Source organism: Micromonospora sp. MH33 (assembly GCF_003013775.1).
Classification (GTDB): domain Bacteria; phylum Actinomycetota; class Actinomycetes; order Mycobacteriales; family Micromonosporaceae; genus Micromonospora; species Micromonospora fulviviridis.
In genome coordinates, this window is record NZ_MUYZ01000007.1 from 1 (window position 1) to 17,242 (window position 17,242).

At 73.8% G+C, this 17,242-nt stretch carries 13 protein-coding genes and 2 pseudogenes; 10 read left to right on the forward strand and 5 right to left on the reverse strand.

The window, feature by feature from the left end; all coding sequences use genetic code 11:
* The first annotated feature begins 133 nt into the window (after positions 1-133).
* The 6 genes from B0E53_RS02745 to B0E53_RS02770 all read left to right on the forward strand — a co-directional run bounded on the left by B0E53_RS02745 (position 134) and on the right by B0E53_RS02770 (position 7,778).
* Positions 134-820, forward strand: coding sequence for a putative N-acetylmannosamine-6-phosphate 2-epimerase (locus tag B0E53_RS02745; protein ID WP_107074497.1), 687 nt, complete (start codon positions 134-136; stop codon positions 818-820).
* 146 nt (positions 821-966) lie between these two features.
* Positions 967-1,089: a hypothetical protein gene (locus B0E53_RS40010; protein WP_281492826.1), complete on the forward strand. Its 123-nt coding sequence runs from the start codon at positions 967-969 to the stop codon at positions 1,087-1,089.
* Positions 1,090-1,222: 133 nt separating this feature from the next.
* Positions 1,223-1,879, forward strand: a complete 657-nt coding sequence (locus B0E53_RS02755) for a response regulator transcription factor (protein WP_107074498.1) — start codon at positions 1,223-1,225, stop codon at positions 1,877-1,879.
* A gap of 107 nt (positions 1,880-1,986) precedes the next feature.
* Complete coding sequence (locus tag B0E53_RS02760; RefSeq protein ID WP_107074499.1) at positions 1,987-4,089, forward strand: M14 family metallocarboxypeptidase; 2,103 nt, start codon at positions 1,987-1,989, stop codon at positions 4,087-4,089.
* Positions 4,090-4,164: 75 nt separating this feature from the next.
* A complete protein-coding gene (locus B0E53_RS02765; RefSeq protein ID WP_107074500.1) occupies positions 4,165-4,869 on the forward strand; it encodes a fasciclin domain-containing protein in 705 nt (234 codons plus the stop codon).
* A 92-nt stretch (positions 4,870-4,961) separates the two neighbouring features.
* Positions 4,962-7,778 carry a M14 family zinc carboxypeptidase gene (locus tag B0E53_RS02770; protein ID WP_107074501.1) on the forward strand — a complete coding sequence of 939 codons (2,817 nt, stop codon included), beginning with the start codon at positions 4,962-4,964 and terminating at the stop codon, positions 7,776-7,778.
* A gap of 72 nt (positions 7,779-7,850) precedes the next feature.
* Here B0E53_RS02770 and B0E53_RS02775 read toward each other — a convergent pair whose 3' ends face one another.
* The 4 genes and pseudogenes from B0E53_RS02775 to B0E53_RS37305 all read right to left on the reverse strand — a co-directional run bounded on the left by B0E53_RS02775 (position 7,851) and on the right by B0E53_RS37305 (position 12,725).
* Complete coding sequence (locus tag B0E53_RS02775; protein ID WP_107074502.1) at positions 7,851-9,134, reverse strand: citrate synthase; 1,284 nt, start codon at positions 9,132-9,134, stop codon at positions 7,851-7,853.
* 194 nt (positions 9,135-9,328) lie between these two features.
* Positions 9,329-11,162 (reverse strand): annotated as a pseudogene (locus tag B0E53_RS02780) (sulfatase-like hydrolase/transferase).
* Positions 11,155-12,570: a class I SAM-dependent methyltransferase gene (locus B0E53_RS02785; protein WP_107074503.1), complete on the reverse strand. Its 1,416-nt coding sequence runs from the start codon at positions 12,568-12,570 to the stop codon at positions 11,155-11,157. Before B0E53_RS02785 ends, B0E53_RS02780 begins: the two are co-directional and overlap by 8 nt.
* A 5-nt stretch (positions 12,571-12,575) precedes the next feature.
* Positions 12,576-12,725: a hypothetical protein gene (locus B0E53_RS37305; RefSeq protein ID WP_168215199.1), complete on the reverse strand. Its 150-nt coding sequence runs from the start codon at positions 12,723-12,725 to the stop codon at positions 12,576-12,578.
* A 182-nt stretch (positions 12,726-12,907) separates the two neighbouring features.
* On the opposite strand from B0E53_RS37305, the gene B0E53_RS02790 reads away from it, so the two are divergent.
* Positions 12,908-13,306: a VOC family protein gene (locus tag B0E53_RS02790; RefSeq protein WP_107074540.1), complete on the forward strand. Its 399-nt coding sequence runs from the start codon at positions 12,908-12,910 to the stop codon at positions 13,304-13,306.
* Between the two features lie 16 nt (positions 13,307-13,322).
* Here the strand turns inward: B0E53_RS02790 and B0E53_RS02795 are convergent.
* A pseudogene (locus B0E53_RS02795) lies at positions 13,323-14,183 on the reverse strand (M50 family metallopeptidase); the annotation flags it as partial.
* A gap of 132 nt (positions 14,184-14,315) precedes the next feature.
* Here B0E53_RS02795 and B0E53_RS02800 point away from each other — a divergent pair.
* The 3 genes from B0E53_RS02800 (at position 14,316) to B0E53_RS02810 (ending at position 17,209) form a co-directional block, all read left to right on the forward strand.
* Positions 14,316-15,230: a PD-(D/E)XK nuclease family protein gene (locus B0E53_RS02800; RefSeq protein ID WP_107074504.1), complete on the forward strand. Its 915-nt coding sequence runs from the start codon at positions 14,316-14,318 to the stop codon at positions 15,228-15,230.
* Positions 15,231-15,306: 76 nt separating this feature from the next.
* Positions 15,307-16,500: a sensor histidine kinase gene (locus tag B0E53_RS02805; protein WP_107074505.1), complete on the forward strand. Its 1,194-nt coding sequence runs from the start codon at positions 15,307-15,309 to the stop codon at positions 16,498-16,500.
* A gap of 28 nt (positions 16,501-16,528) precedes the next feature.
* The gene (locus B0E53_RS02810; protein ID WP_107074506.1) at positions 16,529-17,209 is read left to right on the forward strand and encodes a response regulator transcription factor; all 681 of its coding nucleotides are present in this window, start codon (positions 16,529-16,531) and stop codon (positions 17,207-17,209) included.
* The last annotated feature ends 33 nt before the right edge of the window (positions 17,210-17,242 follow it).

The window sequence follows — 17,242 nt, forward strand, 5'->3', positions numbered from 1 at the left end:
CGGCCGCCGCCGAGGCGTACGCGGCGCACCTTCCCGCCGCCTGGGCCGGCGTGCCGCTGCTGCCGGCCGCGTTGGGCGGCGACGCCGTGGCGGTCGGCGCGGCCCGGCTCGCCCTGACCTGGACGGAGCACCCGTGACTGTCCTCGACGACCTGGCCGGCGGGCTGATCGTCTCCTGCCAGCCGCTGCCCGACGACCCGGACGACCCGATGCGCGACCCGTACGTGCAGGCCCGGGTGGCGGCCGCGGCGGTACGCGGCGGCGCGGCGGGCATCCGGGCGAACGGGCCCGCCGACGTCACGGCGATCCGGGCGGCCGTGCCCGTGCCCGTGATCGGCCTGTACAAGGCCGGCTCGGCCGACGTCTTCATCACCCCGACCGCCGCGCACGCGCTCGAGGTGGCGGCGGCGGGCGCCCAGGTCGTCGCCGTCGACGCCACGGACCGTCCGCGCCCGGACGGCCGGACCTTCGCCGACACGGTGCGCGCACTGCGCGCGCACTCCGACGCCCTGGTGCTCGCCGACGTGTCCACGGTCGCGGAGGCGCTCGCCGCGGTCGACGCGGGCGCGGACGCCGTGGCCACCACGCTGTCCGGCTACACCTCGCCCGGTAGGCGTCCCGACGGGCCGGACCTGGACCTGCTCGCCCGGCTGGTCGGGCTGCTGCCGGTGCCGGTCCTCGCCGAGGGCCGCTACCGGGACGCCGGGCAGATCAGCCGGGCGTTCGCGGCGGGCGCCCACGCCGTGGTGGTGGGTAACGCCGTCACCTCACCGCTGTGGATCACCCGCCGGTTGGTGACGGCGGTCCCCCGACACGGCTGACACCGCCAGGACGTGCCGGGCCCTGGCGCCCCTCCGCCGACCTGCACCCGCTGTGGAGCGGCCCGCGACCGTACGAGGAGGGCTTTCCGCACACCGTCACGGTCCACGCCTTCCGCGGCGCCACCGACGCGGGCCAGGAGGACGTGGTGTGCGGCGAGGGCCGGGCCATGGTCTTCGTCCCCGGTGACGAGGTGCTGGACCGGGACCTGGCGGTCTCCTCCGCGCTGCTCCTGCCCCTTCATCTCACGGCGGCCCCCGGGGCCGGCTGAGGCGCCACGGGATCGGCCCGACGGCTCGACCCGCATGATCGTCCGGTCGCGATCCTCCGTTCGGGCTGGTCGCGGCCGGTGCCCATCGGACAGACTCGCGTGAACCTGTCGCGACGAGGGTCGAGGAGACGCGGTGCTGGTGCTTCTGGTGGAGGACGACCTGCGAGTCGCGTCCGCGCTCGCCGCCGCGCTGCGCCGCCGGGGCAACTCGGTCATCACGGCCACGACCGCGTCGGAGGCGGTCGAGGCCGGGCCGGTGGACCTCATGCTGCTCGACCTCAACCTGCCCGACCGGGACGGGCTGGCACTGTGCCGGGAGATCCGCCGGCACAACGAGGACATCGCGATCATCGCGGTGACCGCCCGCGGCGACGAGCGGGACCGGGTGGCGGGGCTGCGGGCCGGCGCCGACGACTACGTGGTGAAGCCGTTCTCGATGGCGGAGCTGCAGGCCCGGATCGAGGCGGTGATGCGGCGCACCGCCCGCGCCTTCCGGGCCGAGACCGCGCTGGAGGTGGGCGACCTGCGGCTGGACCTCAACGCCCGGCGGGTCTGGCTCGGCGGCCGGGAGGTCGTCCTGACCCGCAAGGAGTTCGCGCTGCTGATGGCGCTGGCCCGGCAGGCCGGGACGGTGGTGCCCCGGGAGCGGCTGCTGATGGACGTCTGGCAGACCACCTGGGGCGGCGGGCACACCCTCGACGTCCACGTCGCGGCCCTGCGGGGCAAGCTCGACGACGCCGGCCTCGTGGAGACCGTGCGCGGGGTGGGCTACCGGCTCCGGTCGGCCTGAGCGCGGATCCTCAGATCCACCTCAAGAAATCGCTGACCGCCGACCAGGGACGAGCTGACTCGCGTTGGCTGTCCGGACCGAGTCATCCCACCTGTTCTGGAGCATCCATGAGAGACAGACGGACGACGGCCATCCTCTCCGCCCTGCTCGCCGCCAGCCTGGCGGCATTCGCCGGACCCGTACCCGCACAGGCCGACCCGATCGAACCGAACCAGGTCCAGGGCCTGACGGTCGTGCAGGGCGACGGATACGCCACCCTCGCCTGGACGCCGGTCGACGGCGCCACCGACTACCAGATCGAGCGCACCCCGGTCGCCGCCGACGACACGGCGGCCGGACCGGCGGTCATCACCGGCGTCTGGCGGCCGAACCGCCAGGTCAACAACTCCTCGCCCACCTTCGCCGACGCCGGGTTCAACCCGGGCGCCCGGTTCCAGTGGCGGGTTCGCGCCCGCGTCGGCACCACCGCCGAGCCGTACTCGGCGCCGGTGGCCGGCACCACCCGGGCCCCCTGGGGCGACCCCGCCGTGCCGGGCCAGAACCTCCGGACCCAGTGGGAGACCACCCTCGCGGCCCAGTACACCAGCGACGTCAACGAGTACGCGTACACCGCGGCGGTCGACGAGCTGAGCGACCGGGTCCGGGTGACCGAGATCGGCCGGACCGCGCTGGGCCGCCCGATCAACATGTTCGTCATCGGCTACCCCACCCCGCCGGCCACCCCGGCGGCGGTGGCCGCGACGTCGCCGCTGATGGTCAACTGCAACGTGCACGGCAACGAGCCCGGTGACCGGGAAGCCTGCCTGATCATGGCGCGCCAGCTGGCCTTCAGCGACGACCCGCGGACGCTGGACCTGCTGTCGCACACCACCGTGCTGATCGTGCCCACCGTCAACGGGGACGGGCGGGCGGCCAACACCCGGGGCAACTCCACCGGCCAGGACCTCAACCGGGACTACTCGCTGATCCGCCAGCCGGAGACCTTCGCGCTGATGCGGATGCTGCGTGACTACCGCCCGGTGGCCGGCTACGACGGGCACGAGTTCGGCAACTCCAGCGCCGGCGACCTGCCGATGCTGCCGCCGCGGCACCAGAACGTGGCCCAGCCGATCTTCGACGAGTCGCAGCACATGATCGAGGGCCACATGTACACCCGGGGCGCGAAGGACGGCTGGTGGCCCTGCCCGTACGGGTGCAACGGCGGCGGCAACGTGGGGCTGAGCGAGGAAACCATCCTGCGCAACACGCTCGGGCTCAAGAACGTCGTGAACTCCCTGCTGGAGCTGCGCAGCGCCGGCGGCGCCACCCGGCCGGACGAGGGCAACACGGCGAACAACCGGCGGCGCAAGACGTACTCGGCGCTCTGGACGTTCCAGCAGTTCCTCGACTACCACCGGGCGAACCTCAAGGAGATCACCTCCGCGCGGGCCGACGGGATCACCTTCCAGGTGTCGAACACCGGGCGGATCGTCTTCCGCGGCTCCCGCCCGATCGCGGCGCACCCGGCCCCGCACCCGGGCGAGGCCCCGCCGCCGCTGGACGCCCCGCGCGAGGACCAGATCCTCACCGAGGCGCCGTGCGCCTACCGGCTCACCGAGGAGCAGTACCACGGCGAGCGCACCGACGGCCCGGCCGGACAGCGGACCACCGTGGCGCAGCGGCTCGCCGCACACGGCTGGAAGGTGGTCAAGGTCGCCGACGGGTACGTGGTGCCGCTGGCCCAGCCCGAGCGGGGGCTGATCCCGCTGCTGCTCGACGGGCAGGCGGTGGAGAAGCTGGTCGACGCCGAACGGGTGTACCCGACGGTGACCGGCCCGCGCGGCGGCCCGCTGGTGGTCTCCGGCGTCACCTGCCTGCGGGACGCCACGGTGACCGGCCCGGTCCGGGTCCGGCCCGGCGGCACGCTGGTCGCCACCGGCTCGTCGATCACCGGCCCGGTGGACGCCACCGGCGCCGCCGGCGTCTTCCTGACCGACAGCACCGTCACCGGCCCGGTCCGGATCGCTCAGGGCACCGGGCCCGTGGTGGTCGTCGACGCCACGGTCGAGGGTCCGGTCGACGTGTCCGGCAACCGGGGCGACGCGCCGCTGCTGGCGGCCAACACGGTCACCGGCCCGCTGCGCTGCGACGGCAACACGGCGGCGCCGGTCGACCTGGAGCTGGGCAACTCGGCGACGGGCCCGAAGACCGGCCAGTGCGCGAGCCTCTGACCCGCTGACCGTCGTACCGGCCGGGCCGCTCACCCCGGTCCGGCCGGTACGACCCCGACCGACCTGGAGGACGTCGTGGACCGGCCCTTCATCCCCCCGCGATCCCGATCTCTCCCCCGGCTCCGGTGGCCGGCCCGCCGGCGACGGACCACCGCGCTCGCCGCGGTCGCGCTGTCCCTGGTGCTCACCGGCACGGGCTGCTCCCGCGCCGGCACCGCCTCGCCGGCTGCGGCCGACGGCGCCGCACCGAAGGCGGCGGCCGTCGTGAGCGGCCCGCTGTGCGACCTGCTGCCCTCCGGCAGCGACCCGGGCAACCCGGCGGCCCTCACCGGGCAACCGGCCGAGGCGGCCCTGCGGTGGCTGCCCGTCCTCACCACGTTCGAGGCGGCGGTGCGGGCGTCCGGCATGTCCGCCGACCTGCGCGGCGGTTCGGGGTTGACCATCCTGGCCCCGACCGACGACGCGTTCGCGGCCAAGTTCTCCGAGGACAACCTGGACCAACTGTTCCTGGCCGACCAGGACAAGCTCCGCGGCCTGCTCCGCGAACACCTCGTCGCCGGGTCGCTGTCGCTGTCCGACCTGGTGGCCGCCGGTGAGGTCACCACGCTCGCCGGCACCACGGTGACGGTCACCGGGGGCGGGGGGACCGCCCGCCTGGCCGACCAGGCCGACACCGTGTGCGCCGACTACCAGGTCGCCAACGCCCGGATCCACATCATCAACCACGTGCTCGGCAGCCTGCCCACCACCGCCGGCGAGGGCGGGCACCGCGCCCACTGACCACCCGCACTGAGTCTTGACCCAGGAAACCGCTGGTCATACGTTTCGATCCAGCTCGCTAGATCTCCCACCGAGTGAAACGAGGCATCCCGATGCGCCTGTCGAAGCGTCCGCCGAGGACGGCCCGCACGAGAAGAACGGCCGGCGTCGCCGCGCTGCTCCTGCTGGCCGGCCTGACGCCGTTGCTCGGAGGCGCGCCGGCCGGCGCCGCCCCCACGCCCCCCGGCTGCAGCGACGACCCTGCCGCCCGGCTGTCCACCGTGCCCAGCCCCGAGTCCGCGCTGGGCTTCCCGCTCGGCACCGGCCAGGAGCGGGTCGTCACCAACGACGAGGTCCGTAGCTACCTGAAAGCCGTCGACGCCTCCTCCGACCGCGTGGTCACCGGCGTCATGGCGACGAGCGTGCTCGGCCAGCCGCTGCCGTACGCCATCGTCTCCAACGAGCGGCACGTCCGGCCGGGCGCACTGCAACAGATCGCCGACGACATCCGCGATCTGCGCGACCCGCGCAGGACCAAGGCGAAGAAGGCCGCCGAGACCGCGACCGACCGCCCGGCCATCGTGTGGGTGACCGCCAACGTGCACGGCGGGGAGAAGAGCGGCACGGACGCCGCGCTCAAGACCCTGTACGAGCTGGCGTCCGGCCTGTCCTGCGCGGTAGCGGAGCGGAACGACAACCTGGTCACGGTCATCGTGCCGACCCAGAACCCCGACGGCCGCGACGCCAGCCGCCGGCAGAACGAGTACGGCTTCGACATGAACCGGGACTGGTTCGCCCGCACCCAGCAGGAGACCGACGGCAAGATCGAACTCCTGCGGCAGTACCCGCCGCAGGTCTTCATCGACGCGCACGAGATGGGCGGCCGACAGTACTTCTTCCCGCCCAACGCCGACCCGATCCACCACGAGATCTCCAGCGAGAACGTCGACTGGATCAACCGGATCGGCGAGGCCAACAAGGCCGGCTTCGGCTTCAACGGCGCCTGCGGCGGCGCCGTCACCACCGAGTGCTACTTCAACTACTCGACGTACGACCTGTTCTTCATGGGCTACGGCGACACCGTCCCGGCCGCCGGCTTCGGCGCCGCCGGCATGACCTTCGAGAAGGGCAGCGCGTCGGCGGTGGCCGACCGGGTCCAGCAGCAGTTCCACACCCAGTGGTCCACCCTCGGCTGGGCCGCCGCGAACAAGCACGAGGTGCTGACCAGCTACTTCAAGATCTGGACGGACGCGCTCGCCGAGGGCAGGGCCGGGACGCTGGAGCCGAACGAGGTGGTCCAGCCGACCAACAGCGTCCAGTTCCCGGTGCCGGACGTCAGGATCCGCTCGTACTTCCTGCTCCCCGACCGGCAGCTCGGCGACGTGCGCCGGCTGGTCGAGCGGCTGCGCGGGATGGACGTCGAGGTCTACGAGGTGACCAAGCCGACGAAGGTGCCCACCGCCCGGGTCTTCGGCGGGCGCACCGCGACCGACGTCACGGTGCCGGTGGGCGCGTACTGGATCCCGATGGACCAGCCGCAGAAGCACTGGATCCAGGCGATCATGGGCGAGGACCCGTACGTCCCGTTCCCCTACTTCTACGACGTGTCGTCCTGGAGCAACCCGCTGCTCATGGGCGTGGACACCATCTACACCGGCGACGACGTCCGGCCGCACGCCCAACTGGTCCGGCAGATCACCGGCGGCAAGACCTCGGCGGCCGGGGCGAAGGGTTCGTACGGGTACCCGCTGGACTCGGCGGCGGCGGCCGAACTCACCTTCCGGCTGCTCGGCCAGGGCGTGCCGCTCGTCCGTGACCTCGACACCAGCGTGGTGGGCTTCCCCGCGAAGAGCCTGACCCAGGAGATCGACCGGCTGGCCCGGTCGCTCGGGGTGACCCTGCGCCCGAGCGACGCGGCGGCCAGCGGGAGCCCGGTGGACCTGCCGGATGTCGGGCTGTTCCAGGGCACCGGCATCTCCACCACCTCCGGCTCACACGGCGAGGCCCGGTACGTGCTCGGCAAGCGGTGGGGGCTCGATCTCAAGCCGGTGACCACCGCCGACATCAACGACAACACCCCGGCGTTCACCGGACGCACCGTGCTGCTCGTGCCGGACGGCAGCAGCTCGACCGGCGGGCTCACCGCCGCCGGGCAGGCCAACCTGCGGAACTGGATCGCCCAGGGCCACACCTACCTCGGCCTGCGCAACGAGGGCACCCGGATGGCCCGGGCCGCCGGCCTCACCTCCACCACCGAGAAGACGAAGCCGGCGGACTACCGGATGATCGGTTCGCACCTGCGGGTCGACGTCGACGGCAGCAGCCCGGTCGCGCTGGGCCGCCCGGCGGAGGACTTCGAGTTCAACAACAACGACTCGATCCTGAACCCGAGCAGCACCGGCACCAACGTCCTCAGCTACCCGTCGGACGACACCTTCTGGGCGAACGGCTACACCGTGCGCAGCGACGTGTTGAAGGGCACCGTCGCACTGGTGGACGAGCCCACCGGCGCCGGTCGGGCCGTGCTGTTCGCGTTCAACCCGCTCTTCCGGGCGTACAACGAGAACGGGCTGCACCTGGTGGCCAACGCCCTGCTCTATCCGTCGGGTGTGGCGGGGGATCGCGGCGCCGCGCGGCGTACGACCGGTGTCGACCCCGCCCGCGCGGCCGCGGCGGCGCAGCCGGTGGCGGACGACCTGGACGGCGAGTGGCGCCCGATCATCGTCGAGGTGGCGGCCGGTGACCGCGGTCGCGCCGAAGCGGTCGTCGCCCGGTACACCGACACCGCCCGGGTCTCCGTGGCGGAAGGGTCGGCCCACCTGGTGATCCCGAATCCGGCCGGCCTCCAGGCCGACGAGCACCCGTTCCTGCGTGACCTGGTAGGCGCCCTCCGGGAGGCGCAGATCCCGCTCCGTTCCCTGGTGGGCTGACGCCCCGGCCGGAACCGACACGAAGGCCGCCGACCCGCAGGGGGTCGGCGGCCTTCGCCGTCAGGACCGGGCTCAGCGCTCCTTGGCGGGGACGTAGTCACGCTCGGCGTAGCCGGTGTAGATCTGCCGCGGGCGGCCGATCTTGGTCTCCGGGTCGTTGATCATCTCGCGCCACTGGGCGATCCAGCCGGGGAGCCGGCCCAGCGCGAAGAGCACCGTGAACATCTTGGTCGGGAAGCCCATGGCCTTGTAGATCAGGCCGGTGTAGAAGTCCACGTTCGGGTAGAGCCGGCGGGAGACGAAGAAGTCGTCGGCGAGGGCAATCTCCTCCAACTGCACGGCGAGGTCGAGCAGCGGGTCCGGCTTGGCCATCCGGCCGAGCACGTCCTGGGCGGCCTTCTTCACGATGGCGGCGCGCGGGTCGTAGTTCTTGTAGACCCGGTGGCCGAAGCCCATCAGCTTCACGCCGTCCTGCTTGTCCTTGACCTTCTGCACGAAGGACCGGACGTCGCCGCCGTCGGCCTGGATCTTCTGGAGCATCTCCAGCACGGCCTGGTTGGCGCCGCCGTGCAGCGGGCCGAACAGCGCGTTCACACCGGCCGAGACCGAGGCGAACAGGTTGGCGTTGCTGGAGCCGACCAGCCGGACGGTCGAGGTGGAGCAGTTCTGCTCGTGGTCGGCGTGCAGGATGAAGAGCATGTCCAGCACGCGGGCCGTCACCGGGTCGACCTCGTACGGCTCGGCCGGCACGCCGAAGGTCATCCGCAGGAAGTTCTCGACGTAGCCCAGCGAGTTGTCCGGGTAGAGCAGCGGCTGGCCGATCGACTTCTTGTACGCGTACGAGGCGATGGTGGGGACCTTCGCCATCAGCCGCACCGTGGACATCTCCACGTGATCGGAGTCGAAGGGGTCCAGGCTGTCCTGGTAGAAGGTCGAGATGGCGCTGACGGCCGAGGAGAGCACGGCCATCGGGTGCGCGTCGCGCGGGAAGCCGTCGAAGAAGCGGCGCATCTCCTCGTGCAGCAGCGAGTGCCGCCGGATCCGCTCGCTGAACTCGGTCAGCTGCGTCTGGGTCGGCAGCTCGCCGTAGATCAGCAGGTACGAGACCTCCAGGAAGGAGGACTTCTCGGCCAGCTGCTCGATCGGGTAGCCGCGGTACCGCAGGATGCCCGCGTCACCGTCGATGTAGGTGATCGCGGACGAGCAGGACGCGGTGTTCACGAAACCGGGGTCGTACGTCGTCATCCCGGTTTCCTTCAGCAGCTTGCCCACCCCGATCCCGGCGGGCCCCTCGACCGCGGGCTGTACCGGCATCGACATCTGCCCACCGGGGTGGTCGAGCTTGACTTCCGTCATCTGTTCCTCGCTTCGCCGGCAAGATCTTCGTTGAATTGCCTTCGCTTTTACCGTAATCACGGTGGGGAGGACACCGCTCGTCATGGTTCCGTGGTGAGGTATGCGTCACCCGATTCCCGACTTGCCGGCTCGGAAACCCCGTGGAAGCGCGACCACCCCGGGCTGGGAAGGCTACCCGCCGTCGCTGTGGATGATCACGAGAGGGTGAGCCGGCGCAGCGTCCCGTCGGCGTCGACGCGGTAGAGGTCGAGCCGGTTGGACCCGGCGGCGAAGAGCCGGTCGTCGGGCAGGAGCGCGGCGAAGCGCCGGCCGCCGCGGTCGGGCCGGACCACCGGCACGACCGCGCCGACCGTGCCGTTGACCGCCACCGCGAGCCGGGTGCCGTCCGGCACCGAGGCGGGCACGGTCCCCCAGACCAGCGCGGGCAGTGAGCCGTGCGCGGGGTCGACGTCGCGGAACGCGGCGAGGTTGGCCACCGTGGCCGTACCCCCGGGAGGCTTGTTCCCCACCTGGGTGCCGAGCAGCGGGTCGGGGGCCGGCGGAGCGGGCGGGGACGGGACCCCGCCGGTGATCGTCAGCGGCTCGCCGGGCCGGTCGTAGAAGCGCTTGTCGGCGCCCCCGCGCGGGGCCTGCTTCGCCGAGCGGCCGTCCATCCGCCACGGGATCCGCACGTGCGTCTCGTCGGCGATGGTCGGCAGCAGGTCCACGTGCTGCCAGTTCCGGTCGTCGACACGGCCGGCCCGCTGGCCGGGTTCCTTGACGAACATCGGCACCCAGGCCACCTGGTCGGCCGCGTGCGTGATGGCGTCCAGCCCCCGGCCCTGCCAGTCCCTGCGGAAACTCACCCCGTGGTCGGCGGTGACCAGCACGAGCGCCTTGTCGTAGAGGCCGGTGGCGCGCAGGGTGCGCAGCGTCTCGCCGATCAGCCGGTCGGTGTAGCCGAGCTGGGCGAGGTGCCGGGCCCGGGCCAGGTCCACCCACCCGGTCCCGTCGTTGGGCAGGTCCTCCGGCGCGGCGTACTGCGCCCCGGACGGCAGGTACAGCCACGGCGAGTGCGGCATCAGCAGGTGCAGGAAGTGCAGGGTGGGCCGGGCGGCGGGGCGCAGCCCGGCGAGGAAGGCGGTGAACCGGGCCGGCTGGTTGTCGTCGAGGGTGTCCCAGCGGAACTTCGGGTCGTCCGGCACCGGCTCGGCCGCGTCGAGCCCCGCCTCGGCCCGGGTCTGCTCCCGGTAGGAGTCCTCCGGGTCGATCCGGCTGTCCACCGGGGCGGTGACCTGGCGCAGCAGCTTCCCGCTCTCCCGGACCAGCACGCCGAGCCCCTGCTCGGGACTGACCGGCTGCTCGCAGCGGCTGGGCGGGCAGAGCCGGGTGATGCTCTCCTCGGCCTTGATGTCGTACAGGCCGCCGAGGGCGGTGAACAGGTTGTCCGGGTACTGCGAGTAGTGCGGGGCGAACGGCTGGGCCGGGTAGCGCCCGGTGAGCATGGCCGGCAGCGCGTAGGGCGTCCAACCGCTGACGCCGGTGGCGTTGCGGTACCAGGTCGAGCCGCCGGCCAGCTCGGCGAAGTGCGGATACCGGGTGGCGTCGATCCCGCCGATGGGCGGCCGCCGCGACGGCGCCGGTCACGCCCGCCACGAGCAGCAGGGGTACGCCCCGCAGCGGCGTGACGTGCCGGCCGACCTGGACCGCGAGCGCGGCCAGCAGCAGCCCCACGACCAGCGTGTGCACGGCCGCCCGGGCGAGCCGACCGGCCACCAGGCCGACCGCGCCGAGCAGCGCGAACGGCACGGTCGGCGCGATCGCGATCAGCGCCACCAGGAGCAGCACGTCGGCCCGGGAGGCGCGGTGGAACAGGAAGAAGTCGGGGCTGCGGCCGAGCACGTCCAGCAGCGGCTGGGTCACCACCAACCCGACCAGCGCGACCACCTCCAGCAGCCGGCCCGCCTCGCCACGCCAGCCGCCCCGGCGCCGGGGCCGGTCCGGGCTCGCCGGTGGCGCCTGCGGGGGCGCGAGCGTACTCTCAGCCACCCACCACCACCTGGTACAGGGTGCGGGTCCCCGACGGCAGTTCGGTGCGGGCGACGACCCGCCCGCGCGCCGCGAGCAGCGACTCGAACACCTCCCGGCGGTAGACCGGGAAGAGCCCGTCCGGCTTGTTGGCCAGCAGCCGGCGGGCCATCGGGTCCTCGGGGTGGACGAACTCGACCACCAGGCTGCCGCCGGTCACGGTGAGCGCGGCGAGCTGCTCCAGCACCTCGGGCAGCGGCACGTTCCGGCCGATCGCCAGGTGGTGCACCACCGCCAGGGCGAGCACCACGTCGGCCCGGGCCCGGTCGGCGAAGGAGGCCCGCTCGACGCCCCGCCAGCCGCCGCCGGGGGACGGGTCGGCCAGATCCATCACCACCGGCAGGATCCGCCGCTCCCCGTCGTCGCGCAGCGCCCGGTACAGGGCGTCGGCCACGGCCGGGTCCTGCTCGACGGCGACCACGTGGTCGGCGTGCCGGGCGGCGATCCGGGCGTACCGGCCGTCGTTGGCGCCCAGGTCGAGCACCCGGCCCGGCCCCGTCGCGGCCACCGCCCGGTCGACGAAGTGCTCCTTGGCCTGCCGGTCCGGCACCGAGTACGCGCAGGTGCGCTGGTAGTCCGACCAGTGGCTCTCCCCCGGCCGGTGGTCCAGCCGGCGGACCAGCTTCGCCAGCCCGCGCACGGTGGCCAGGGCCAGCTCGCGCGAGTAGCCGGCGGCCCGGAGCTGGGCACGCACCGCGCTGGTGCTGGCCTCGGCGTTGCGGTCCTGCATGGCGCCGTGCAGGTGCACGTGGGTGAGGACCCCGGCCCGCCAGCGCCGGGCCCCGCCGAAGAGCCGGCGCATCTGGTCCGGCTCGATGCCGTCGATGCGGGCCCGCAGGAAGGGCTGGAAGTCCAGCCCGAGGTGGGCCTGGACCAGCAGCGGGTAGAGCAGGGTCTGGCAGAACTGCCGGTAGCCGGCCCAGGGCTCGCCGTCGCGGGCCGCCTCGAACGAGCCGACGTCGATGAAGACCGGCCGGACGCCCCGCCACTGCACGTTGTAGGCGGAGCCGTCCTTGGTGGTGAAGCCGGCGGCCAGCGCCGCGCGCAGCACCTCCAGGTGCAGCAGGGCGGCGTCCCGGAGCATCCCGTACGACCACTCGTAGGGATGCGAGACGAACGGGATGCGCTCGTGGCGCAGCACCGCCGCCCAGGGCACGTCGACCGGGGTGGGGAACAGCTCCTGGGTGCCGCAGACCTGGCCGGCGGCGAGCAGGTCGCGGAAGAAGTCGCTGGCGGCCAGGGCGTGCCAGTCGCGCGCGGACCGCTCGTCCAGCCCGCGCAGCACCTCGCCGGCCCGGTGGAAGACCCGGTTGCCGGGGTCCCGGAAGGAGCCGGGGTCGGCGCGCAGGCCGGCGTCGGGAAGCGCCATGCCGGTCAGCCCTGGTCGGTGGGCTGCCGGCGGAACCGGGCCAGCAGCCGTCGCCAGTAGAGCTTGGCGGCCACCGCCACGCCGGCCACCCCTCCGACCACCGCCTGCACGATGAGGCTGCCGGATCCCGCGTCCAGGTAGGCCAGGTGCGTCACGGCCAGCTCCCTTCCTTCGCCAGTCATCGGAGTCCGGGCCCGATATGAGAGCTTTACCGCTCTAAGCCGGACTTGTCCCACACCGTACGCTCCCGCTCCCGGGCGTGCGGGCCACACCGGTCACTCGTCCCCCGTCCGATCCGTTCAAGACAGCTGGGGTGGCCGGCTCCTACCGTGGCCGCATGACACCGCACTTCGATCTCATCGGAATGGTCGTCACCGACATGGGACGCACCCTGGACTTCTACCGCCGGCTCGGGCTGCCGGTGCCGTCCGGCGCGGACGGCGAGCCGCACGTGGAGATCACCCTCGGCAACGGCGTCCGGCTCGCCTGGGACACGGTCGAGACGATCCGCGGCTTCGACCCGGACTACGCCCCGGCGACCGGCGGCCCGCGCGCCGCCCTGGCCTTCCGCTGCGCCGACCCGGCCGACGTGGACCGCTGGTACGCCGAGCTGACCGCCGCCGGACACCACGGGCACCGGGCGCCGTGGGACGCCTTCTGGGGCCAGCGCTACGCCGTCCTGCACGACCCCGACGGCAACGGCGTCGACCTGTTCGCCCCGCTCAAGTCCGAGTGAGCGACGGGGACGGTCAGGCGCCGGCCGGCAGGATTCGGGTCGGGGGGACCCCGGCGAACTCCTTCACCTCGCGGGTGAGGTGGGCCTGGTCGGCGTACCCGGCCAGGGCGGCGACCTCGGCGAGCGGGGTGCCGGTGGGCACCGGCAGCAGCGGGCGGGCCAGCCGGGCCAGGTCGACCAGCGGCAGGCGGCGCCCGATCCGGGCCATCCGGATGGACTGGCCGGCGCCCCGCCACAGGGTCACGGCGACCAGCAGCATCAGCGGCAGGGCCAGCGGGGCGAGCGCCCGGCGCAGGGTGAGCAGCACCACCAGGGCCAGGGTGGCGACCGCCACGGCCCGGCCGATCCAGCCGGCCACCTCGGTGCCCCGGTGCCGGTCCCGGGTGACCGCCCAGACCGCGGCGCGCAGCGCCCGGCCCCCGTCCAGGGGCAGCCCGGGCAGGCTGTTGAAGACGGCCACCACGACGTTGCTGACCGCGAGCTGGAAGGCGAACTGGTGGGCGAGGGTGCCGGCGGGCAGGGCCAGGGTGGCGGCGACCGCCCCGGCGCCGAGCACCGCGGAGACCGCCGGGCCGGCGAGGGAGACCAGGAGGTCGACCTTGGGGCTGGGGGCGTCCCGGTCCATCTCGGTGTAGCCGCCGAGCAGCTCCAGGGTGATCCCGCGCACACCGATGCCGTAGCGCCGGGCGGTCAGCGCGTGTCCCAGCTCGTGCAGCAGCACCGAGCCGAGCAGGGACACCACGAAGCCCAGGCCCACCAGGTAACCGCCGAGGTGGCCGAGGTCGAGCTGGCGGCGGGCCAGCGCGGCGTAGAGCACGGTGACGACCACGGTGAGCAGCAGCATCGAGGCGTCGACGCGCAGCGGCACCCCGAAGATCCGGCCGAGGGTCAGCCCGGGCCGGCGCGACGGTCGGGTCCGGTGCTCCACGGGGACGATGCTACGCGGCGCCGATCATGCCCCGGTGCGGCGACGGTCGCGCTGTCACACCGGTGCCCTAACCTTCCGGGCATGACGGCGGAACCGGTGATCGACACCCAGCACGGCCCGACGGCGCCGGAGGTGCCGCCGACCGTGCGGGCGTCGCTGTCGCCGTCGCGGGCGGCCGACTTCAAGACCTGCCCGCTGCTCTACCGGTTCCGCAGCATCGACCGGCTGCCCGAGCGCCCGACCGTGGAGCAGGTCCGGGGCACGCTGGTGCACGCCGTGCTGGAGCGGCTGTTCGACCTGCCGGCGGCGGCCCGCACCCCGGAGTCGGCCGGCGATCTGGTCGCCCCGCAGTGGGACCGGCTGGTCACCGAGCAGCCGGAGCTGTCGACGCTGTTCGCCGACGGCGACGCGGCCGGGGTGGAGGGCTTCCTCCGCTCGGCGGCGGCGCTGCTGGAGGGCTACTTCACCGTGGAGGACCCGCGCCGGCTGGAGCCGGCCGAGCGGGAGGCGCTGATCTCCGCGGTGGTCGACGACGAGCTGCTCATCCGCGGCTATCTCGACCGGCTCGACGTGGCGCCCGACGGTGCGCTGCGGGTGGTCGACTACAAGACCGGCGGCGCCCCCCGGGAGGCGTTCGAGGCCCGGGCGCTGTTCCAGCTGAAGTTCTACGCCCTGGTGCTGTGGCGGACCCGGGGGGTGGTGCCGCGGGTGCTGCGGCTGCTCTACCTCAAGGACGCCGAGGTGTGCGACTACTCCCCCGACGCCGAGGAGCTGCTGCGCTTCGAGCGCACCGTGGTGGCGCTCTGGCGGGCGATCGAGCAGGCCACCGCGCGGCAGGACTTCCGCCCCCGGCCCAGCCGGCTCTGCGACTGGTGCAGCCACCAGGCGCTCTGCCCGAGCTTCGGCGGCACCCCGCCGCCGTTCCCGGTGGCGCGCCCGGCCGACCCGCTCACCGACGCCCGGTCCCGGCCCGCCGTCCCCGGCGCGGACGAGTGACCCTCCTCCTCGCGGAGGAGGCCGGGTTCGGCATCGGCGACGAGGGCCGGCGCCGGGCGGCGGCTAGCGTCGGAGCATGACGAACCGGCTGCGCGCGTGGGCGCGGGACCGGCCGCTGGCCGTGGATGCCGGCATGGCCGTCGCGCTGACCCTGGTGGACGCGGCGTTCCTGCTGCTGACCCCGCGGGAGCTGCGGCCCGAGCAGCTGTGGGCGGCGCTGGGGTGGAGCGTGCTCTGCGCCGCCCCGGTGGCGATCCGCCGCCTCGCCCCGTGGCCGGCGGTGGGCGCGGCGGTGGCCACGCTGGCCGTGCCGGTGCTGTTCAGCCTCGCGCCCACCACCCAGGGGCTGACCTTCATCGTCCTCACCTACACCATGGCGGCGCACCGGCCGCTGCGCCCGGCCAGCCTCGCCGCGCTGCTGCTCTGGGTGCCGGTGGTGCTGGCGAACCTGGTCGCGCCGCTGGACGGCGTGCTCAACATGGGCCCCGGGGTGCTGGTGCTCAACAACCTGCTCACCGCGTCGGTGGCGTACGCGGTGGGCCGGGCGGTGCAGGCCCGCCGGCAGACCACCCGGATGCTGCGGGAGCGGGCCCGGATCGCCGAGGCCACCCAACGGTCGCTGACCGAGCAGGCGGTCGCCGACGAGCGGCGCCGGATCGCCCGGGAGTTGCACGACGTGGTGGCCCACCACGTCAGCGTGATGGGCGTGCTGGCCACCGGGGCGCGCCGGGTGCTGCGCCGGGACCCGGACGCGGCGGACGAGGCGATGGCCACGGTCGAGGAGACCGGCCGGGCCACCCTGCGGGAGCTGCGCCGGCTGCTCGACGTGCTGCGTACGGACGCCGAACCGGCCGCCGAGTTGACCCCGCAGCCGGGGCTGACCGGCATCGAGGCCCTCGTCGAGCAGGTCCGCGACGCCGGGCTGCCGGTGACGTTGCGGGTCGACGGCACGCCCGGGCCGATGGAGGACGGGGTGGCGCTGACCGTGTACCGGATCGTGCAGGAGGCGCTGACCAACGCGCTCAAGCACGCCGGCCGGGCCACCGCGCTGGTCCGGCTCACCGTCACCGACGGCTTCCTGGCGGTGGAGGTCACCGACACCGGGCGCGGCCCGACGCCGGCGCCCGACCGGATCGGGCACGGCCTGGTCGGCATGCGGGAACGGGTCGCCCTCTACGGTGGGGTCCTGCGGACCGGTCCGCGGCCCGGCGGCGGCTTCCGGGTGTACGCGCGGATCCCGGTGGAGTCGGCCGGGGCGGTCCCGGCGTGACCGGCGCCCCGCCCAACGAGGGAGAGCGATGACCGACAGCACCACCCGACCGGTGCGGATCCTGCTCGCCGATGACCAGCCGCTGCTGCGTACCGGTTTCCGGATGGTGCTGGGCACCGAGGACGACCTGGACATCGTGGCCGAGGCCGGCGACGGGGTGGAGGCGGTGGAGCTGTCCCGGCGGTTGCTGCCGGACGTGGTGCTCATGGACATCCGGATGCCGCGGATGGACGGGGTGGCGGCCACCCGGGCGATCGTGGACGCCCGGCTGCCGGTGCGGGTGCTCATCCTCACCACCTTCGACCTGGACGAGTACGTGGTCGGTGCGCTGCGCGCCGGGGCCAGCGGCTTCCTGGCCAAGGACGTGCCGGCCGAGGACCTGGTCACCGCGATCCGGACGGTGGCCGCCGGGGAGGCGGTGGTGGCGCCGCGGATCCTGCGCCGGCTGCTGGACCGCTTCGCCGACGCGCTGCCCGACCCGGCGGCCACCCCGCCGAAGGCGCTGGACGCGCTGACCGAGCGGGAGCGGGAGGTCCTCGTGCAGGTGGCGCGCGGGTTGTCCAACGCCGAGATCGCGCGGGAGCTGTCGGTGAGCGAGACCACCGTGAAGACCCATGTGGGGCACATGCTGACCAAGCTGGGGCTGCGGGACCGGGTGCAGGCGGTGGTGCTGGCGTACGAGACCGGCCTGGTCCGCCCCGGCGGGTGAGGTGGCACCGGTCACCTACCGTGACCAACGGCG

Coding starts and splice junctions, on each gene's coding strand:
- B0E53_RS02760 (WP_107074499.1), top strand. CDS start 1,987: ATGAGAGACAGACGGACGACGGCCATCCTCTCCGCCCTGCTCGCCGCC.
- B0E53_RS02770 (WP_107074501.1), top strand. CDS start 4,962: ATGCGCCTGTCGAAGCGTCCGCCGAGGACGGCCCGCACGAGAAGAACG.
- B0E53_RS02775 (WP_107074502.1), bottom strand. CDS start 9,134: ATGACGGAAGTCAAGCTCGACCACCCCGGTGGGCAGATGTCGATGCCG.
- B0E53_RS02785 (WP_107074503.1), bottom strand. CDS start 12,570: ATGGCGCTTCCCGACGCCGGCCTGCGCGCCGACCCCGGCTCCTTCCGG.
- B0E53_RS02790 (WP_107074540.1), top strand. CDS start 12,908: ATGACACCGCACTTCGATCTCATCGGAATGGTCGTCACCGACATGGGA.
- B0E53_RS02800 (WP_107074504.1), top strand. CDS start 14,316: ATGACGGCGGAACCGGTGATCGACACCCAGCACGGCCCGACGGCGCCG.
- B0E53_RS02805 (WP_107074505.1), top strand. CDS start 15,307: ATGACGAACCGGCTGCGCGCGTGGGCGCGGGACCGGCCGCTGGCCGTG.
- B0E53_RS02810 (WP_107074506.1), top strand. CDS start 16,529: ATGACCGACAGCACCACCCGACCGGTGCGGATCCTGCTCGCCGATGAC.